The sequence below is a fragment of the Microbacterium sp. WCS2018Hpa-9 genome, from assembly GCF_031843745.1.
Lineage (GTDB): Bacteria > Actinomycetota > Actinomycetes > Actinomycetales > Microbacteriaceae > Microbacterium.
Map to the genome: position 1 here is coordinate 178070 of NZ_JAVTIY010000006.1, position 16641 is coordinate 194710.

Sequence of the window (16641 nt, forward strand, 5' to 3'; positions counted from 1 at the left end):
CCTACTTCTTCTTCTTCGCCTTCGGCTCGGGCTTCGCCTTCGGCTTGGGCTTCGGCATCCGCGTCACGAGGCCGCGGGCATCGACGGGCTTGCGGCGACCGGGCCTGCGGCCAGCGGGCTTGCCCCCGACATACAGCCACCCGAGCAGCTCCTCGTTCTTGCCGAGGCCGTGGGCCTTGGCGACGGCCTTCGAGCGCGTGTAGTGGCCTGTGCGCCACAGCACGCCGAAGCCGGCCTCGTCGAGCAGCAGACTGAGCATGTGGGCGACTCCGGAGGCGACGGCTTCCTGCTCCCAGCGGGGGACCTTCTCGCTCCTGCGGTAGCTGGCGACGACCGCGATCAGCAGCGGAGCGCGAAGCGGCTTCGTCGAGGGAGACTTGTCGCCCTCGGCCTTGGCGATCGCGGCGCCCAGCAGCTCTCGGTCGGATCCGCGCAGCTCGATCAGACGCCACGGGCGCAGCGACGAGTGATCCGCGACGCGTCCGGCGGCTGCGACGAGCTTCAGCAGCTCGTCGCGCGACGGCGCCTCGTCGGTGACCTTCGAGGAGGACTGCCGTGCGCGAACGGCCTCGAGGGCGCTCACGACTCTTCGGGCGTGAAGTTCAGGGCGATGGAGTTCATGCAGTAGCGGTCGCCGGTCGGCGTGCCGAAGCCGTCGGGGAAGACATGCCCCAGGTGCGAGCCGCAGTTCGCGCAACGCACCTCGGTGCGCACCATGCCCAGGGTCGTGTCCTCGATGAGCTGCACCGCGTCGGGGCGGATCGACTCGTAGAAGCTCGGCCACCCGCACCCGGAGTCGAACTTGGTGCCGCTCTTGAACAGCTCGGCGTTGCAGGCGCCGCAGGTGTAGAGACCGGCACGGCCCTCGTCGAGCAGCTCGCCCGTCCAGGCGCGCTCGGTCGCGGCTTCGCGGAGCACGGCGTACTGCTCCTCGCCGAGCTCTTCGCGCCACTCTTCTTCGGTCTTGTCCACGCTGTACGACATAGGTCCTCCTGGGGTCTGCTCCATTCTCTCGCGTTCAGAGGCGGTCGGCGTCACGAGACAATGGATGCATGACGGATGCCGTGCGGCTGCGCTACCGGCGCTTCGCCGATGAGGAAGCACCGGGGCGCAGCGACCTCTATGTCGACTGGGCGTCCGGGGTGGCGGACGACCCCGAGATGCAGGCGGTGCTCGCTCGGATTCCCGAGAATCGCAGGCAGCCGCCACTCGTGTTCGCCGTGACGCGGATGCTGGGCGTCGGCCTCGACCGCTACGACGCCTGGCGTGCGTTCGTGCTCTCACGCGCCGACGAGATCGTGAGCGAATGCAGCGACCGGCGTCTGCAGACCAACGAGCCGCTCCGGCTCGCCCCGCTGCTCCCGGTGCTGTCCGAGATCGACGGGCCGATCGCCCTGCTCGAGGTCGGAGCCTCTGCCGGCCTGTGCCTCTACCCCGATCGCTACTCGTACCGATTCGTCGGCTCCGACGGTCGGCTGCGCGCGTCACTCGATCCGGCGGACGGGCCGAGCACCGTCGTGCTGCAGAGCAGAGTCGACGGGCACCTCCCCACCATGAGGATGCCGGACATCGTCTGGCGTGCCGGCATCGACCTCGCGCCTCTCGACGCGCGAGTCGACCGCGATCGGCGCTGGCTGCAGGGACTCGTCTGGCCGGGGGAGGAAGGGCGGGAGCAGCGGGTGAGAGCCGCGCTCGACATCGCGGCATCCGATCCGCCCCGCCTCGTCGCCGGCGACGCGCTCGAGCGGATCGACGCGCTCGCGGCCGAGGCACCCCGGGGCGCGACTCTGGTGATCACGACGCCCGGCGTGCTCGTGCACATCCCGCGAGAGGCGCGCACGGCGCTCGTCGAGCGCATCAGAGGTCTCGACGCACGCTGGGTGACGATCGATCCTCCGGCACTGCTCGACGTATGGCGGCCGCCCGTGGTCGCCGAGGAGTGGCCCGGCTTCGTCGTGGCGCTCGACGGCGAAGTGCGCGCGACGGCTGATCCGCTCGGCAGATGGTGGGAGTGGCGCACCGGAGTCGGCGCTTCCGCGACCTAATCTGGTCACATGCTGGGAGATCTGAGCGAGCGGGATCGCGCGATCCTCGCGCTCGAGACCGCGTGGCCGCGGCACGGTGGCGCGAAGGAAGAGGTCATCCGCGCCCAACTGGGCATGAGTGCGACCCGCTACTACCAGCTCCTCGGTCGTCTGATCGAGTCGGAGGCAGCGCTGGAGTACGACCCGATGCTCGTGCGACGGCTGCGTCGCATCCGTGACGCGAGGTCGTTCCAGCGGGCCACACGCACGCCGGGCTTCGTGAGCTGACGGGGCTCGCGCCACGCGCCGCTGCCGCTCGATACGGATACACGGGTCGGTGCCATTAGCATCGAGGAGTGTCAAAGCTCAGCCGAGATCGATTCGACGACGTCCCCCGATCGTCCGGACGCGTCGGAGCGCACCGCGCCGAAGCCCCCGGGATGAACGGCTGGGTGGTGCTCCTCTGGTCCTTCGTGGCCGCTCTCGTGCTCATCATCGGCGGCATCTTCGGCTCTCTCGTGGTGATGGGGCGCATCAGCCTCTTCCCCGAGGCCGTCCCGACGGCGAGCCCGGCACCCGTCGAGACCGGTGTCGTCGACGTCACCTACTCGGTGATGATCCTCAACGCATCGCCGGACGAGGGTCTCGACGAGCAGATGCGCGACGTGCTCATCAACAACGGCTGGGCGGCAGATGTCGTGTTCGCGAGCGACAGCGCGAGCCAGGACTTCTCGACGACGACGGTGTACTACATCGCCGAAGAGGACGAGCTCGCGGCCATCGGCCTCGCGAACCTGATCGGCGGCGCCCAGGTCGAGCAGAGCGACTTCTACTCCGACCTCAACGACACGGGCGCGAAGCAGCTCACGGTCGTCATCGGACTCGATCGTGCGACGACCGCGCCTGAGACGCCCGCAGAGACTCCTGCCCCGTAGACCGCCGCGCGGTCGTTTCGCGCAGCTTGCACTCGATGGGGTCGAGTGCCAGAATGGCGTTAGCACTCTCACACTCTGAGTGCTAAACCCAACGTCTACGTCCAGGAGGGACGAAAAAACTCATGGCAAAGATCATTGCTTTCGATGAAGAGGCCCGACGCGGCCTCGAGCGCGGCCTCAACATCCTGGCTGACGCGGTCAAGGTGACCCTCGGCCCGCGCGGTCGCAACGTCGTTCTGGAGAAGAAGTGGGGCGCCCCCACGATCACGAACGACGGTGTCTCCATCGCCAAGGAGATCGAGCTCGACGACCCGTACGAGAAGATCGGCGCGGAGCTCGTCAAGGAGGTCGCCAAGAAGACCGACGACGTCGCCGGTGACGGAACCACCACCGCCACGGTGCTCGCTCAGGCTCTGGTCCGCGAAGGCCTGCGCAACGTCGCAGCCGGCGCCGACCCGATCTCGCTCAAGCGCGGCATCGAGAAGGCCGTCGCGGCCATCACCGAGGAGCTCCTCGCCAGCGCGAAGGAGATCGACTCCAAGGAGCAGATCGCCGCCACCGCTTCCATCTCGGCTGCTGACCCCGCCATCGGCGAGCTCATCGCCGAGGCGATCGACAAGGTCGGCAAGGAGGGCGTCGTCACCGTCGAGGAGTCGCAGACCTTCGGCACCGAGCTCGAGCTCACCGAGGGCATGCGCTTCGACAAGGGCTACCTGAACCCGTACTTCGTGACGGACCCGGAGCGCCAGGAGGCCGTCTTCGAAGACGCCTACATCCTGATCGCGAACCAGAAGATCTCGAACATCAAGGACCTTCTGCCCATCGTCGACAAGGTGATCCAGGACGGCAAGGAGCTCGTCATCATCGCCGAGGACGTCGAGGGCGAGGCTCTCGCGACTCTCGTGCTCAACAAGCTCAAGGGCATCTTCAAGTCGGTCGCCGTCAAGGCTCCCGGCTTCGGCGACCGTCGCAAGGCGCAGCTGCAGGACATCGCGATCCTCACCGGTGGTCAGGTCATCACCGAAGAGGTCGGCCTGAAGCTCGAGAACGCCACGCTCGACCTGCTGGGTCGTGCTCGCAAGGTCATCGTCACCAAGGACGAGACCACGATCGTCGAGGGTGCCGGTGAGGCAGACCAGATCGAGGGTCGCGTCACGCAGATCCGTCGCGAGATCGAGAACACCGACAGCGACTACGACCGCGAGAAGCTGCAGGAGCGCCTCGCCAAGCTTGCAGGTGGCGTCGCCGTCATCAAGGCCGGCGCGGCAACAGAGGTCGAGCTCAAGGAGCGCAAGCACCGCATCGAGGACGCCGTCCGCAACGCGAAGGCAGCCGTCGAAGAGGGCATCGTCCCCGGTGGTGGCGTCGCGCTGATCCAGTCGGGCACCAAGGCTCTCGACGCTCTCTCGCTCACGGGCGACGAGGCGACCGGTGCGAACATCGTTCGCGTCGCGATCGAGGCTCCGCTGAAGCAGATCGCTCTCAACGCCGGTCTCGAGCCGGGTGTCGTCGCGAACAAGGTCTCCGAGCTTCCCTCGGGTCAGGGCCTCAACGCGGCAACGGGCGAGTACGTCGACATGTTCGCCGCAGGCATCATCGACCCGGCGAAGGTGACCCGCTCGGCTCTGCAGAACGCAGCGTCGATCGCGGCGCTCTTCCTCACCACCGAGGTCGTCGTCGCTGACAAGCCTGAGAAGGCCGCAGCTCCGATGGGTGACCCGTCGGGTGGCATGGACTTCTGATCCATCAGCACTGACAGAAACGCCCCGACCTCGGTCGGGGCGTTTCTGCGTTAGAGGGTGATCGAACCCGTGGATCAGTGGAACAGGCTCGCCGAGTACTGATCGGCGTCTGCATACTGCGTCGCCGCGCTGCCCAGCGAGTGCCCGATCGATTCGAGCACCTGCTCGACGTGCAGCTGCGCTCCACGCCACTCCTCGGCACACGACTGGAATGCGGCCGACGCGGTGCCGACCCAGGTTGCCTGCAGCTGCGTGAGCTGTGCCATGAGCGTCGCGGACTCGGTCTGCAGACGCTCCATCGTGGCCAGCGCCGCGCCTTGCGCGGCACCTACGGCTTCGGTGTCGACGGTGATGACGGACATGGGAACTCCTCTCGATTGGTGCTCTGACGATAGGGGAGAGGTGATTCTCGGATGCGGGTGCGAGCGCACCTCGCGACACGCGCTGTGGAGAACCCGCGCAGGCAGGTCACCGTGCAGGAGCCCCGTGCAGGAGCGCGGGGTGCGGGTCAGAGGTCGAGCCGGTCGAGCGGCTGGGTGTCCTCGAGAAGGTGGGCGGGGGTCGCGCGAGAGGGGGCGAGGGGCAGGGTGACGGTGAACGTCGCTCCGCCACCGGGCGTCTCCGACACCGCGACGCTTCCGTGCAGCGCCTTCACGATCGAGGACACGATCGCGAGCCCGAGTCCGGACCCACCGGTCTCGCGTGCTCGTGAGGTGTCGGCGCGCCAGAAGCGCTCGAAGATCTGCTCGCGGATCTGGGGCGGGATTCCCTCGCCGTGGTCGACGATCGCGATGCTGGCGGTGCCCCGCACGCGATCCGCGTCGACGACGATCTCGATCGGGCTCTCCTCGGGTGAGAAGCGACGCGCGTTACCGAGCAGGTTCGTGACCACCTGACGCACCTTGTTCTCCTCGCCGAGCACGATCGGCGGAGTGCGCACCGGGATGTCAGCGGCTTCGGTGAAGTCGATCGCGGGCACGTCCGCCGCGGAGCTTCGCGAGCGACGCCGCAGACGGGCGAGCGTCCCGCGTGAGAGTCCACGGGGAGCGGGAGTCTCGGGGGCGGCGGGCACGACGGGCGTCGACCGGGTGGTGACATCGATCAGCGGTGCTTCGACCGTGCGATCGACGACGGTCACGGTGCGCGCCGGAGCCGCAGCGCGCAGATCGAGGGCGGCGTCGCGAGCGATGGGGCGCAGGTCGAGTGCCTCGATCTCGGGTTCGCGCTCTTCGTCGAGGCGCGCGAGCGCGAGAAGGTCCTCGACGAGCACACCCATGCGGATCGCCTCTTTCTCGATGCGCTCCATGGCGCGCGCGGTGTCTTCCTCGCCCTTGATCGCGCCCATCCGGTAGAGCTCGGCATACCCGCGCACGCTCACCAGGGGTGTGCGCAGCTCGTGACTGGCATCGCCGATGAAGCGCCGCATGTGCTGCACGGTGCGGTCGCGCTGCGCGAGCGATCCGTCGACTCGATCGAGCATCGTGTTGATCGCGCTGTTGAGGCGGCCGACCTCGGTCGTCGGCTCGAGATCGGTGAGGCGTTGCGTGAAGTCGCCAGCGGCGATCGACATGGCCGTGGACTCGACCTGCCCGAGCCGTCTGAACGTCAGAGTCACGAGCCCTCGTGTCAGCAGCGCGGCCAGGAAGATGGTGACGAAGGCGACCGTGATGTAGATGCCGAAGTACTGACTGATGACGCGATCCGCGTACTCGAGCGGCATCGCCACGATCTGGATCCGCAGCGAGCCGTCACCCTCTCCGGGCACGCGCGCGACGGCCGCGCGGAAGCTCGATCCCTCGGTGCCCTCCATCGTGAACGGCGTGTCCTCGTTCGCCTGCACGTCGAGAGGCGAGTACGTCGCGGGGAAGAGCGGCTGCCCGTTGGCGGAGTTCCCGGTGGTCGTCTGCAGCACGCCTTCGGCGTCGTAGATGGCGACGAAGAAGTCCCTGGGCGAGTCGCTCGGCGTGTAGATGGTCACGCCGTCTTCGACGGTCACCTCGAAATAGCGGTCGGCGAGATCGGCCGAGACCAGCGCCGGCAGCTGCGAGTCGATGTTGTCGATGAGCGAGTTGCGCAGGATCGGCGCAGTGCCGATTCCCGCGGCCAGGAGCCCGAGCGCGAGCACCGCGACGGTGACGCCGGTCACCTTGGCGCGCAGGCTGATCGACCGCCACCACTGGGTGATCGCGTCAGGCTTGTGCGCCATGCGGACCTCCCTGGAGACGGATGCTGTGCGGCGTCAGCGTGGGGCGGCGAGCCGGACTACTTGCCGACCTTGAGCATGTATCCGAAGCCGCGCTTCGTCTGGATCACCGACTCTTCGGTGTGCGGGTCGATCTTGCGACGGAGGTACGAGATGTAGCTCTCGACGATGCCGGCATCCCCGTTGAAGTCGTACTCCCAGACGTGGTCGAGGATCTGCGCCTTCGACAGCACGCGGTTGGGGTTGAGCATCAGATAGCGCAGCAGCTTGAACTCGGTCGGGCTGAGCTCGATCGACTCCTTGCCCACGTGCACGTCGTGGGTGTCCTGATCCATCGACAGCTCGCCGGCGCGGATGATCGACTCCTCGTCGGCCTGCATGGTGCGGCGCAGGATCGCCTGGGCGCGGGCGACGATCTCGTCGAGGCTGAACGGCTTGGTGACGTAGTCGTCGCCGCCGGCGTTGAGCCCCTCGATCTTGTCGTCGGTGCCGTCCTTCGCGGTGAGGAACAGGATCGGAGCGGTGAAGCCGGCGCCGCGAAGGCGCTTGGTCACGCTGAACCCGTTCATGTCGGGAAGCATGACGTCGAGGATGATGAGGTCCGGCTCCTCCTCGAGCACCGCCGAGATGGTGGCGGCACCATTGGCCACCGTCTTCACCTGGAACCCGGCGAAGCTGAGACCTGTCGAGAGCAGGTCGCGGATGTTGGGTTCGTCGTCGACGACCAGGATGCGCGCATCAGTCATGTCCCCATTATGGTGACTTCGGCCATGCGGATGCTGATTATCCGTCGGAGCGGCGCTTTCGCCCTCCGCGTAGCGGTGCCGTGCGGAGGGCCCGCAGGTGGTCAGGCGGCGATCGCGTCGGCGTCCATGATCGTGTAGCTGTACCCCTGTTCGGCGAGGAACCGCTGGCGATTCTGGGCGTAGTCCTGGTCGATCGTGTCGCGCGCGACCAGCGTGTAGAAGCTCGCGGTGCGGCCGGACTGCTTGGGGCGCAGGAGCCTGCCGAGGCGCTGGGCCTCCTCCTGTCGCGAGCCGAACGAACCCGACACCTGGATGGCGACGGATGCCTCGGGGAGGTCGATCGAGAAGTTCGCGACCTTCGACACCACGAGCAGCGAGATCTCTCCCTCGCGGAAGGCGCGGTAGAGCTCTTCGCGTTCGTCGATGGGCGTGGCGCCCGTGATCTGCGGTGCGTTCAGCGACTGCGAGAGCGAGTCGAGCTGGTCGAGGTACTGGCCGATCACGAGGATCCGCTCGTCCTTGTGCTTCGCGATGAGCTCTCGCACGGCCGCGATCTTCGCCGGTGCGGATGCGGCGAGACGGTACCGTTCGTCGTCTGTCGCAGCGGCGTACTCGAGTCGGTCGTCCGGCGGCAGGTCGACCCGCACCTCGTAGCAGACGGCGGGGGATATGAATCCCTGAGCCTCGATCTGCTTCCACGGAGCGTCGAAGCGCTTGGGCCCGATCAGGCTGAACACGTCGCCCTCGCGGCCGTCCTCGCGGACGAGCGTGGCGGTGAGGCCGATCCGGCGCCGCGCCTGGAGATCGGCTGTCAGCTTGAACACGGGGGCGGGCAGCAGATGCACCTCGTCGTAGACGATGAGGCCCCAGTCGAGGGCGTCGAGCAGCGCGAGGTGGGCGTACTCGCCCTTCCGCTTCGCCGTGAGGATCTGGTAGGTCGCGATGGTGACCGGCTTGATCTCCTTGGCCTGGCCGGAGTACTCGCCGATCTCCTCGGGGGTGAGGCTCGTGCGCTTGAGCAGCTCGTCGCGCCACTGTCGGGCCGAGACGGTGTTGGTCACGAGGATCAGCGTGGTGGTCTTGGTCGCGGCCATGGCGGCGGCGCCGACGATCGTCTTGCCTGCGCCGCACGGCAGCACCACGACGCCAGAGCCGTCCTTCGAGAAGGCGTCGACGGCATCCTGCTGGTAGGGCCGGATCTGCCAGCCGTCCTCGGCGAGCTCGATCTCGTGCGGGGTGCCGGGGGTGTACCCGGCGAGGTCCTCGGCCGGCCAGCCGATCTTCAGCAGCTCCTGCTTGATCTGCCCGCGGGCCCACGCGTCGACCACGAAGGTGTCGGGCGCCGGGTGGCCGATCAGCAGCGGCTGGATGCGCTTGTTGTTCGCGACCTGGGCGAGCACGGCGGGGTCGGTCGACCGCAGGATCAGGGTGCCCTCGTCGTCACGCTCGATCACGAGGCGGCCGTACCGGTTCACGGTCTCGCGCAGGTCGACTGCGACCGACGGCGGCACGGGAAAGCGCGACCAGCGGTCGAGCGTCTCGAGCATGTCTTCGGCGGTGTGCCCTGCGGCACGCGCGTTCCACAGTCCGAGCCGCGTGATCCGGTAGGTGTGGATGTGCTCGGGCGCGCGCTCGAGCTCGGCGAAGATCGCCAGCTCGTGGCGGGCGCTCTCCGCGTCGGAGTGGGCGACTTCGAGCAGCACTGTGCGATCGCTCTGGACGATCAGGGGTCCATCAGACATAGCTGTCCAGTTTACTGGGGTATCACGACGGCGGCGCGGATGCTCGACACCGGAAGTGTGCGTTCGACATCCGCCGCGCGATCCCGGCCGCGGAGGCGTCCTCCGCCGAGCCCGGTGGCTTCGAGGATCAGCTCTCTCGTCGAGCCATCAGGCATGCCGACGCTCACGCGCAGCACGGCTTTCGCCCGGACCGCGGCCTCGAGCTCGCGATCGAGCCAGGCGGCGTCCGCGTCCGGCCCCTGGTGCGAGCGCATCGCGGCGATGAGCGAGGAGTAGTCGGGCGCGGGTTCGGGCATCGCCTCGGAGATCGGATTCCGTTCACGGGCGATCGCGCGTCCGTCCTCGTCGACGAGCGTCGCCGGGTACCGGGCGTCTGTCAGCGCCCAATAGACGGTGTCGCGCCCGACGCGCGTCGTCAGAGAATCGACGTGCTTCGTGAGGGCCAGCGGCCGCAGCCCCTGATCGACGGCCATCGCCTCGATCAGATGCTGGTCGCTGCTCTCGATGCGCGTTCGTCCGGTCTCGGGGTCGATCGACACGCGAACCAGGCCGTGTCGCTGCGCGGTCTGGGTGACGAGGTAGCGGAGTGGCTGAGGGATGCCGGTGAGCGAGAGGGATTCGAGGAACTCGAGGATCGACTGCTCGGTCTCGCCGGCGACGAGCGCGTGGGCGATCGATTCGGGGGTGAAGCGATAGGTCGATGCCTGGGCGGCGGACTCTCTCGCGGCGATCGTGCGCAGCCGCACGTCGAGCCCGGGGGCGAGAGGGCCGGGCGAGATCGCGCTCAGGTCGTTCTGGAGGAAGATGCGATCGACCTCGTTCGGGAGCAGTGCGACGAGCGCAGCGGCGTCGACGCTCTCGCCTCGGCGGATCGAGGCCGCCCATGCGGGTTCGCTGCCGCCGTCGGCGATGAGCCCGAGCAGACGAGCGCGCTCGAGCAGGGCGGTGCTGCGATCGGACCACGCGGGATCCCACGGATGCGCCTGCGCCCAGGTCGTCGTGGGCAGCCACCCGCCGTCTGACGTGCGCACCCCGCGGGGGAGAGCGTCGCGGAACCCCTCCACGAGCACGCTCCACCGATCCGCCACGGGTGATCGCAGCCACTCCTCGGTCCGGGGCGTTGTGCGCAGCCTGCGAGCATCGGGCGCGACGAGGCCCGAGTCGATCGCGATCGCGATCAGTGCGTCGATCGATTCAGGGGTGACGCCCGAATCGCTGAGCTGCCGCTTCTCTCCGGCGCTGACGTTGCCGCCGGCAAGCAGCGCGAAGGGCTTCTCCCGTGCGAGCAGCAGCAGATCGGCGAGGGCGGAGACCGTCGTGAAGGCCCGCTCGGCCGCATGGGCGGTCTCGGCATCGGTCGCAGGCGTCGGTGCCGAAAGGCTGAGTGGAGTGGGCTCCGGTCGATCCGCGATCGCGGTGCCGACCGGTGGGAAGGGCGCACCGTCGGGGCGCAACAGTGCGAGGCTCTCGAGCGTCGCCCGTTGTGCGGCGTGCTCTGTGGCAGGGGCCGTCGCGGCCGCGAGAAGTGTCACGGCCTCGGCATGCGTCAGGAGGGGCAGGACCCGCGTGATCGACGCCGGATCGAGGAGTGCCTCGGCAGCATCGAAGAAGTCCTGCCAGCCGGCATCCGCGCGCACACGCCGCGCTGAGAACAGAGTGGTGAGCTGCTCGTCGCTCGCCGCAGAGAGCCATTCGGCCAGCGGTCGGGCGTGCGTGCTCATGACGGATACCTCAGGGCCGCGATGCCGCGCGCCCCTTGCGGATGAAGCTCATGGCGAGGAGCACGATGATCATGACGAACGCGGCCGGAAGCCCCCAGTAGGGGATCGCGGCGATGAACGGCCAGGCGCCGGTGCCGAAGTCCTGCTGCTGCATGCCGACGGCGGTGCCGATGATGATCGCGAAGAAGCAGATGATGGACGCCGCGGCGAGTCCGAGTGCCGTGAACGCCAAAATGCGATCGATGCGGCGAACGGGAACCTCAGGTTCGGGACTCTTGGTGCTCATCCGTCTCAGCCTAGTCGTTGCAGGGTCTGACGGTTCCGCATCGTGACCTACGGATTCCCTGCCCCGCGACCGGTAGGCTGGGGGTGGTCGCACACGTGCGTCCGATCCAGCTCCACACCGACTCAGCGAGGTTTCTCCCATGCCCACCGGCAAGGTCAGGTTCTACGACGAAGACAAGGGTTTCGGCTTCATCGCCAGCGATGACGGCCAAGACGTCTTCCTGCACGCTTCCGCCATGCCCACGGGCGCGGCAGTCAAGGCGGGTGCACGCGTGGAATTCGGTGTCGCCGATGGCAAGCGCGGCCTCCAGGCGCTGTCCGTGCGGGTGCTCGAAGCCCCGCCGAGCCTCGCGAAGGCGAAGCGCAAGCCGGCAGACGACATGGCGATCATCGTCGAGGATCTCGTGAAGCTCCTCGACGGGATGGGTGGCGATCTGCGACGCGGCCGGTACCCCTCGTCGGCCCAGGGCCGCAAGATCGCGGCAGTTCTGCGCAAGGTAGCCGATGACCTCGAAGCCTGATGTAGACCAGCGTCTGATCGACGCTCACGATCTCGCGCTCGCCGCGCTGCACGAGATCACTCCGCCGTCGACCGTCGGACCCGCAGCCGATTACATCCCCGACGAGGGCGGCTCTGTATCGCTGCGCTTCGAGAACCGACTTCCCGGGTACCCGGGCTGGTTCTGGACCGTCACGGTCGCGCGCGTCGACGACGAGGAGCCGACGGTTCTCGAGCTCGAGCTGCTGCCCGGCGACGGAGCGCTGCTCGCCCCCGAATGGGTGCCGTGGGCCGAGCGTCTCGCCGATTACCGCGCCCACCAGGTGGAGCTCGCGGCGCAGGCGGCCGCGGCCGCTGCTGACGGCGCCGATGCGACAACGATCGATGACGAATCAGACGACGATCTCGATGACATCGACGAAGACGACGACCTCGACGATGACGACGACGACCTCGACGACGACGAACTCGCCGCCGAGCCGCGGGTGCTGCATGCGGGTGACCTCGACGGAGTCGACATCGACGAACTCGATGACTCGGCTGCTGCGGACGACGACGAGGACGACTCGGACGAGGACGACTCGGACGATGATGATTCGGACGAGGACTCCGACGACGAGGACGACTCAGACGACGACTCGGACGAGGACGACTCTGACGACGACGACTCTGACGACGACGACGATTCAGAAGACGACTCAGACGACGAGGAGTGACCGTCCACTGAGACGAACCAGAAAAGGGGCCGCGTGTGAACGCGGCCCCTTTTCTCGTCGACTCCCGGCGTCAGGCGCCCTGCTGCTCGAGTACGTAGTCGAGAGAGCGAGTGAGCTGTCGGATGTCGTCGGGTTCGATCGACACGAAGGTCGCGACCCGCAGCTGGTTGCGGCCGAGCTTGCGGTAGGGCTCGGTGTCGACGATGCCGTTGGCCCGCAGGGTCTTGGCGACGGCCGCTGCGTCGACGCTGTCGTCGAAGTCGATGGTCACGACGACCGGTGAACGGTGGGCCGCATCCGTGACGAACGGCGTCGCCACGGCGGATGCAGATGCCCAGTCGTAGAGGACCCCCGAGGACTCCGCAGTGCGAGCGCCCGCCCACGACAGGCCGCCGTTCGAGAGGATCCAGCTGAGCTGGCTGTCGAGCAGGTGAAGGGTCGTCAGCGCCGGCGTGTTCAGCGTCTGGTTGAGGCGCGAGTTGTCGACGGCGTTCTTCAGGCTGAGGAACTCAGGGATGTACCGGTCGGAGGCGGCGATGCGCTCGATCCGGTCGACGGCGGCAGGCGACACCGCGGCGAACCAGAGGCCTCCGTCGGAGCCGAGGTTCTTCTGCGGCGCGAAGTAGTACACATCCGCCTGGGCGGCGTCGAAGTCGATGCCGCCGGCTGCGCTGGTCGCGTCGATGACGGTCAGAGCGCCGTCGGCGATCACGCGCTCGATGGGCGCCGCGACGCCGGTGGACGTCTCATTGTGCGGCCAGGCGTAGACGTCGATGCCGTCGACGACCTCTGCGGCGGTGCGGGAACCCGGCTCGGACTTGCGCACATCGGGGGCCTCGAGCCACGGAGCGGCCGCGGCGGCGGCGAACTTGCCACCGAACTCCCCGAACACGAGGTTCTGACTGCGTCGCTCGATCAGGCCGAAGGCCGCGGCATCCCAGAACGCCGTCGAGCCGCCGTTGCCGACGATGATCTCGTATCCCTCGGGAAGCCGGAACAGTGCGGCGAGCTGCTCACGGACACTGCCGACCAGGTTCTTGACCGGCGCCTGGCGGTGCGAGGTGCCCAGCAGCGTCGGCGCCGCGGCGAGCAGCGCATCGAGCTGCGCGGGGCGCACCTTCGAGGGACCGCAGCCGAAGCGGCCGTCAGCGGGCAGGAGGTCACGGGGAATCTCGATCGCCATGCGTCGATTCTACGGCGTGAGCTCCGAGTGCCCTCACCGCATGACGCCCTGATGTCCGCGCGGGAATGTAGGCTTGCCTAAGAAGACCCGGAGGGCCACATGACGGACTTGATCGACACCACGGAGATGTACCTCCGCACCATCCTCGAACTCGAGGAGGAGAACATCGTGCCGCTGCGTGCGCGAATCTCCGAGCGTCTCGGACACTCGGGCCCGACGGTCTCCCAGACAGTGGGGCGCATGGAGCGCGACGGTCTCGTCGTCGTCTCTGAAGACCGCACCCTCGAGCTGACAGACGCCGGCCGCCGCAAGGCCGTCAACGTCATGCGCAAGCACCGGCTGGCCGAGCGTCTGCTCTCCGACGTCATCGGTCTCGACTGGGCGTACGTGCATGAAGAGGCCTGCCGCTGGGAGCACGTCATGAGCGAGCAGGTCGAGCGTCGCCTCGTCGAGCTGCTGGGTCACCCGACCGAATCTCCGTACGGCAACCCGATCCCCGGGCTCGATCAGCTGGGCGACACCCCGGCGCGCACCTTCGACGAGGGTGTCATCGGGCTGGTGCAGAAGCTCAACGCCGCAGGCGCTCCGATCGACGGAACCGTGCGTCGTCTCGCTGAGCCCGCTCAGGTCGACCCGGAGCTGCTCGAGCAGCTCCGCGACGCGGGCGTCGTCCCCGGCGCGAAGGGCGACTATCGCTTCAACGAGGGGTACGTCCTCATCCAGATGGAGGGCAAGGAAGACGGTCTGGAACTCCCCGTCGAGCTCGCCTCGCACATCTTCCTGGTCGGCGAACCCGCCTGATCGATGAGGCCGATCGGCCCGAAAATCCGCGTGATTCCGCCTCTCCGAGGATTGCCAGGTTCGTGGGGTGACAGAATCGTTATCTTCCGGTAACCTCGGACAAGTCGTCGAAGAAGCCCACTGATGACACCCGAGAGGACTCGCCTTCCAGGCTCGTCGACCTCTCGGTCAGACCGCACAACGTACCCGAGCTACATTCGTGCCACGAGAGCAGAGTGCCGACGAGCCAGCGCTACCCGAGCGCGCAGGCGCTGGAGGATCAAGTTTTGGCCAAAGACATCGAATCGCCCATGAAGACAACTGAAGATCGAGCAGTCGCTCGCAGCTCTCGCAGCCGCGTCGACGCTCGCAAGGTGGTTAAGCCCTTGCGTTCGATCGCCATCTTCGGGGCCGTCGGTGCTCTCGTCGCTGCTGTCGCTCTTCCCGCCTACGCTGCGACGAAGCCCGCCGAGGCGGCGACGACGGTGCAGCAGATGGCCGCTGTCGACGCTCAGTCGCTGGTCGTCGCCTCCGACGCCACGGCCGCCCCGCTCAGTCGCGGCACGTTCACCGCCACGACGCCGGGTGAGATCGAGAAGAAGAAGGCGGAAGAAGCTGCCGCGGCCCGTGCGGCCGCTGCCGCCGCCTCCGTCGCTTCGACGTCAGGCACCAAGATCGACACCGGTCGCTATGCGCTGGTGTCGCCGGGTTCCGGCGAGGTCCGCTATCCGCTTCCTCAGGGCTCGTACAACGTCAGCCGCACGGTCGGCGGTGCCCACCAGGGTGCTGACATGCTGGCCCCGGCGGGTACGCCCATCTATGCCGCCGCTGCGGGCGTCGTTCGCGCCTCGGCAGAGAGCATCGGCGGATACGGCGTCGCCGTCATGCTCGACAGCGTCGTGGGCGGCCAGCGCGTGCAGACCACGTACGGTCACATGATCTACGGCTCACGCCAGGTCCAGGCCGGCCAGACCGTCGCCGCAGGCCAGCTGATCGGCTTCGTCGGCAGCACCGGGCGTTCGACAGCCAACCACCTGCACTTCGAGGTCTGGGTCAACGGCGGGCTCATGGAGCCCATCGCCTGGCTCGGGGCCAACGCGGGCTGATCGCGTCACCTTATCGCTTCCTCTCGGACACGCCTCCGGGAGTTCACCCGCAGTTTCGCCCTCGGGTACTCCTGATGGGTTAGCCTGAACCCGTTGTCGCACAGGCGGGAGAAGCTGATGGAGCGAATATCGAGCATCCGAACCATGGATGCCCTCGGTCGTCACGTCCTTCGGCATCGTCCGCAGGGACACCACGGCGTTGCCGTGCGTAGAAGGCGCTGTCTGTAGACAGCGCCTTTTTTCATCCCTGCGAACGCCTCCGATCCGTGCGGCTTCGTGTGAGTCGAGAGTGCCGGGAAGCCGTCCCGGCGGATCGAGAGGATGACGATGCGCACACTTGTACTGAACGCAGGATACGAACCGCTCGCGATCGTGTCGTTCAAGAGAGCCCTGGTCCTGGTCATGAATGACAAGGCCACCGTGATCGAACGCGTGGAAGACGACCCCGTCTGGGGCAGCCACGGCGTCTACGACCGCCCCGCCGTCATCGTCCTCTCGCGTTACGTGCGCATCCCCGCGAGCAGACGGGTGCCGGTCACCAGGCGCGGAGTCCTGCGCCGCGACAATCACCGCTGCGGCTACTGCGGCAAGGCGGCGTCGACCATCGACCACGTGATGCCGCGCTCGCGGGGCGGAGCCGACTCATGGGAGAACCTCGTCGCCTGCTGCCTGCGCTGCAACAACACCAAGAGCGACCGCACTCCTCAGGAGATGCGCTGGGAGCTGCGCTTCGCGCCGCGTCCTCCTCACGGCACCGCGTGGACGGTGCGCGGCACCGAGCGGAGCGACCCGCGGTGGGAGCCGTACCTCGCCCTCGCGGCGTGAGCGGAAGTCGGGGGCGAGGGTGCCTCTAGAATGGAATCCTCGCCCCCGTAGCTCAGCAGGATAGAGCAGCCCTCTCCTAAAGGGCAGGTCGCTGGTTCGAATCCAGTCGAGGGCACCCCTCGGACAGCCGGACT

18 protein-coding genes and 1 tRNA gene are annotated in these 16641 nt (G+C 67.8%); 10 read left to right on the forward strand and 9 right to left on the reverse strand.

Annotation, left to right across the window (positions count from 1 at the left end):
* Position 1: 1 nt before the first annotated feature.
* Together RQG82_RS13865 and msrB are read right to left on the reverse strand one after the other, a co-directional pair.
* Positions 2 to 583: a nitroreductase family protein gene (locus RQG82_RS13865; protein ID WP_311259639.1), complete on the reverse strand. Its 582-nt coding sequence runs from the start codon at positions 581 to 583 to the stop codon at positions 2 to 4.
* On the reverse strand, positions 580 to 984 hold the full coding sequence (gene msrB, locus RQG82_RS13870) for a peptide-methionine (R)-S-oxide reductase MsrB (RefSeq protein WP_042539800.1): 405 nt from the start codon (positions 982 to 984) through the stop codon (positions 580 to 582). The genes RQG82_RS13865 and msrB overlap by 4 nt, the downstream gene beginning before the upstream one ends.
* Before the next feature lie 68 nt (positions 985 to 1052).
* On the opposite strand from msrB, the gene RQG82_RS13875 reads away from it, so the two are divergent.
* The 4 genes from RQG82_RS13875 (at position 1053) to groL (ending at position 4701) form a co-directional block, all read left to right on the forward strand.
* Positions 1053 to 2045, forward strand: coding sequence for a DUF2332 domain-containing protein (locus RQG82_RS13875; RefSeq protein ID WP_311259640.1), 993 nt, complete (start codon positions 1053 to 1055; stop codon positions 2043 to 2045).
* Positions 2046 to 2054: 9 nt separating this feature from the next.
* Complete coding sequence (locus tag RQG82_RS13880; protein ID WP_311259641.1) at positions 2055 to 2312, forward strand: DUF3263 domain-containing protein; 258 nt, start codon at positions 2055 to 2057, stop codon at positions 2310 to 2312.
* A gap of 68 nt (positions 2313 to 2380) precedes the next feature.
* The gene (locus RQG82_RS13885) at positions 2381 to 2959 is read left to right on the forward strand and encodes a LytR C-terminal domain-containing protein (protein ID WP_311259642.1); all 579 of its coding nucleotides are present in this window, start codon (positions 2381 to 2383) and stop codon (positions 2957 to 2959) included.
* Positions 2960 to 3081: 122 nt separating this feature from the next.
* A complete protein-coding gene (gene groL / locus RQG82_RS13890; RefSeq protein ID WP_042539806.1) occupies positions 3082 to 4701 on the forward strand; it encodes a chaperonin GroEL in 1620 nt (539 codons plus the stop codon).
* Positions 4702 to 4775: 74 nt separating this feature from the next.
* Here the strand turns inward: groL and RQG82_RS13895 are convergent, their stop codons facing one another.
* From RQG82_RS13895 to RQG82_RS13920, 6 genes are all read right to left on the reverse strand, one after another.
* The gene (locus RQG82_RS13895) at positions 4776 to 5063 is read right to left on the reverse strand and encodes a WXG100 family type VII secretion target (protein WP_311259643.1); all 288 of its coding nucleotides are present in this window, start codon (positions 5061 to 5063) and stop codon (positions 4776 to 4778) included.
* Between the two features lie 146 nt (positions 5064 to 5209).
* Complete coding sequence (locus tag RQG82_RS13900) at positions 5210 to 6907, reverse strand: HAMP domain-containing sensor histidine kinase (protein WP_311259644.1); 1698 nt, start codon at positions 6905 to 6907, stop codon at positions 5210 to 5212.
* A 56-nt stretch (positions 6908 to 6963) separates the two neighbouring features.
* Entirely contained in the window at positions 6964 to 7650 is a 687-nt protein-coding gene (locus tag RQG82_RS13905) for a response regulator transcription factor (protein ID WP_042539813.1), read from the reverse strand.
* A gap of 101 nt (positions 7651 to 7751) precedes the next feature.
* Positions 7752 to 9392: a DNA repair helicase XPB gene (locus RQG82_RS13910; protein ID WP_311259645.1), complete on the reverse strand. Its 1641-nt coding sequence runs from the start codon at positions 9390 to 9392 to the stop codon at positions 7752 to 7754.
* An 11-nt stretch (positions 9393 to 9403) separates the two neighbouring features.
* The gene (locus RQG82_RS13915; RefSeq protein WP_311259646.1) at positions 9404 to 11113 is read right to left on the reverse strand and encodes a helicase-associated domain-containing protein; all 1710 of its coding nucleotides are present in this window, start codon (positions 11111 to 11113) and stop codon (positions 9404 to 9406) included.
* A gap of 10 nt (positions 11114 to 11123) precedes the next feature.
* Complete coding sequence (locus RQG82_RS13920) at positions 11124 to 11399, reverse strand: multidrug ABC transporter ATPase (RefSeq protein ID WP_311259647.1); 276 nt, start codon at positions 11397 to 11399, stop codon at positions 11124 to 11126.
* A gap of 139 nt (positions 11400 to 11538) precedes the next feature.
* On the opposite strand from RQG82_RS13920, the gene RQG82_RS13925 reads away from it, so the two are divergent.
* Together RQG82_RS13925 and RQG82_RS13930 are read left to right on the forward strand one after the other, a co-directional pair.
* Positions 11539 to 11919 carry a cold shock domain-containing protein gene (locus tag RQG82_RS13925; RefSeq protein ID WP_311259648.1) on the forward strand — a complete coding sequence of 127 codons (381 nt, stop codon included), beginning with the start codon at positions 11539 to 11541 and terminating at the stop codon, positions 11917 to 11919.
* A complete protein-coding gene (locus RQG82_RS13930; protein WP_311259649.1) occupies positions 11903 to 12613 on the forward strand; it encodes a DUF3027 domain-containing protein in 711 nt (236 codons plus the stop codon). The genes RQG82_RS13925 and RQG82_RS13930 overlap by 17 nt, the downstream gene beginning before the upstream one ends.
* 70 nt (positions 12614 to 12683) lie before the next feature.
* Here RQG82_RS13930 and serC read toward each other — a convergent pair whose 3' ends face one another.
* Positions 12684 to 13796, reverse strand: coding sequence for a phosphoserine transaminase (gene serC / locus RQG82_RS13935; RefSeq protein WP_311259650.1), 1113 nt, complete (start codon positions 13794 to 13796; stop codon positions 12684 to 12686).
* A 99-nt stretch (positions 13797 to 13895) separates the two neighbouring features.
* Between serC and RQG82_RS13940 the strand changes: the two genes are divergently transcribed.
* The 4 genes from RQG82_RS13940 (at position 13896) to RQG82_RS13955 (ending at position 16622) form a co-directional block, all read left to right on the forward strand.
* A complete protein-coding gene (locus RQG82_RS13940) occupies positions 13896 to 14597 on the forward strand; it encodes a metal-dependent transcriptional regulator (RefSeq protein ID WP_290159458.1) in 702 nt (233 codons plus the stop codon).
* Between the two features lie 353 nt (positions 14598 to 14950).
* Positions 14951 to 15682: a M23 family metallopeptidase gene (locus RQG82_RS13945; RefSeq protein ID WP_311259651.1), complete on the forward strand. Its 732-nt coding sequence runs from the start codon at positions 14951 to 14953 to the stop codon at positions 15680 to 15682.
* Between the two features lie 327 nt (positions 15683 to 16009).
* The gene (locus RQG82_RS13950; protein ID WP_042539885.1) at positions 16010 to 16507 is read left to right on the forward strand and encodes an HNH endonuclease; all 498 of its coding nucleotides are present in this window, start codon (positions 16010 to 16012) and stop codon (positions 16505 to 16507) included.
* A 41-nt stretch (positions 16508 to 16548) separates the two neighbouring features.
* Positions 16549 to 16622 (forward strand) — tRNA-Arg (locus tag RQG82_RS13955).
* Positions 16623 to 16641: the final 19 nt, after the last annotated feature.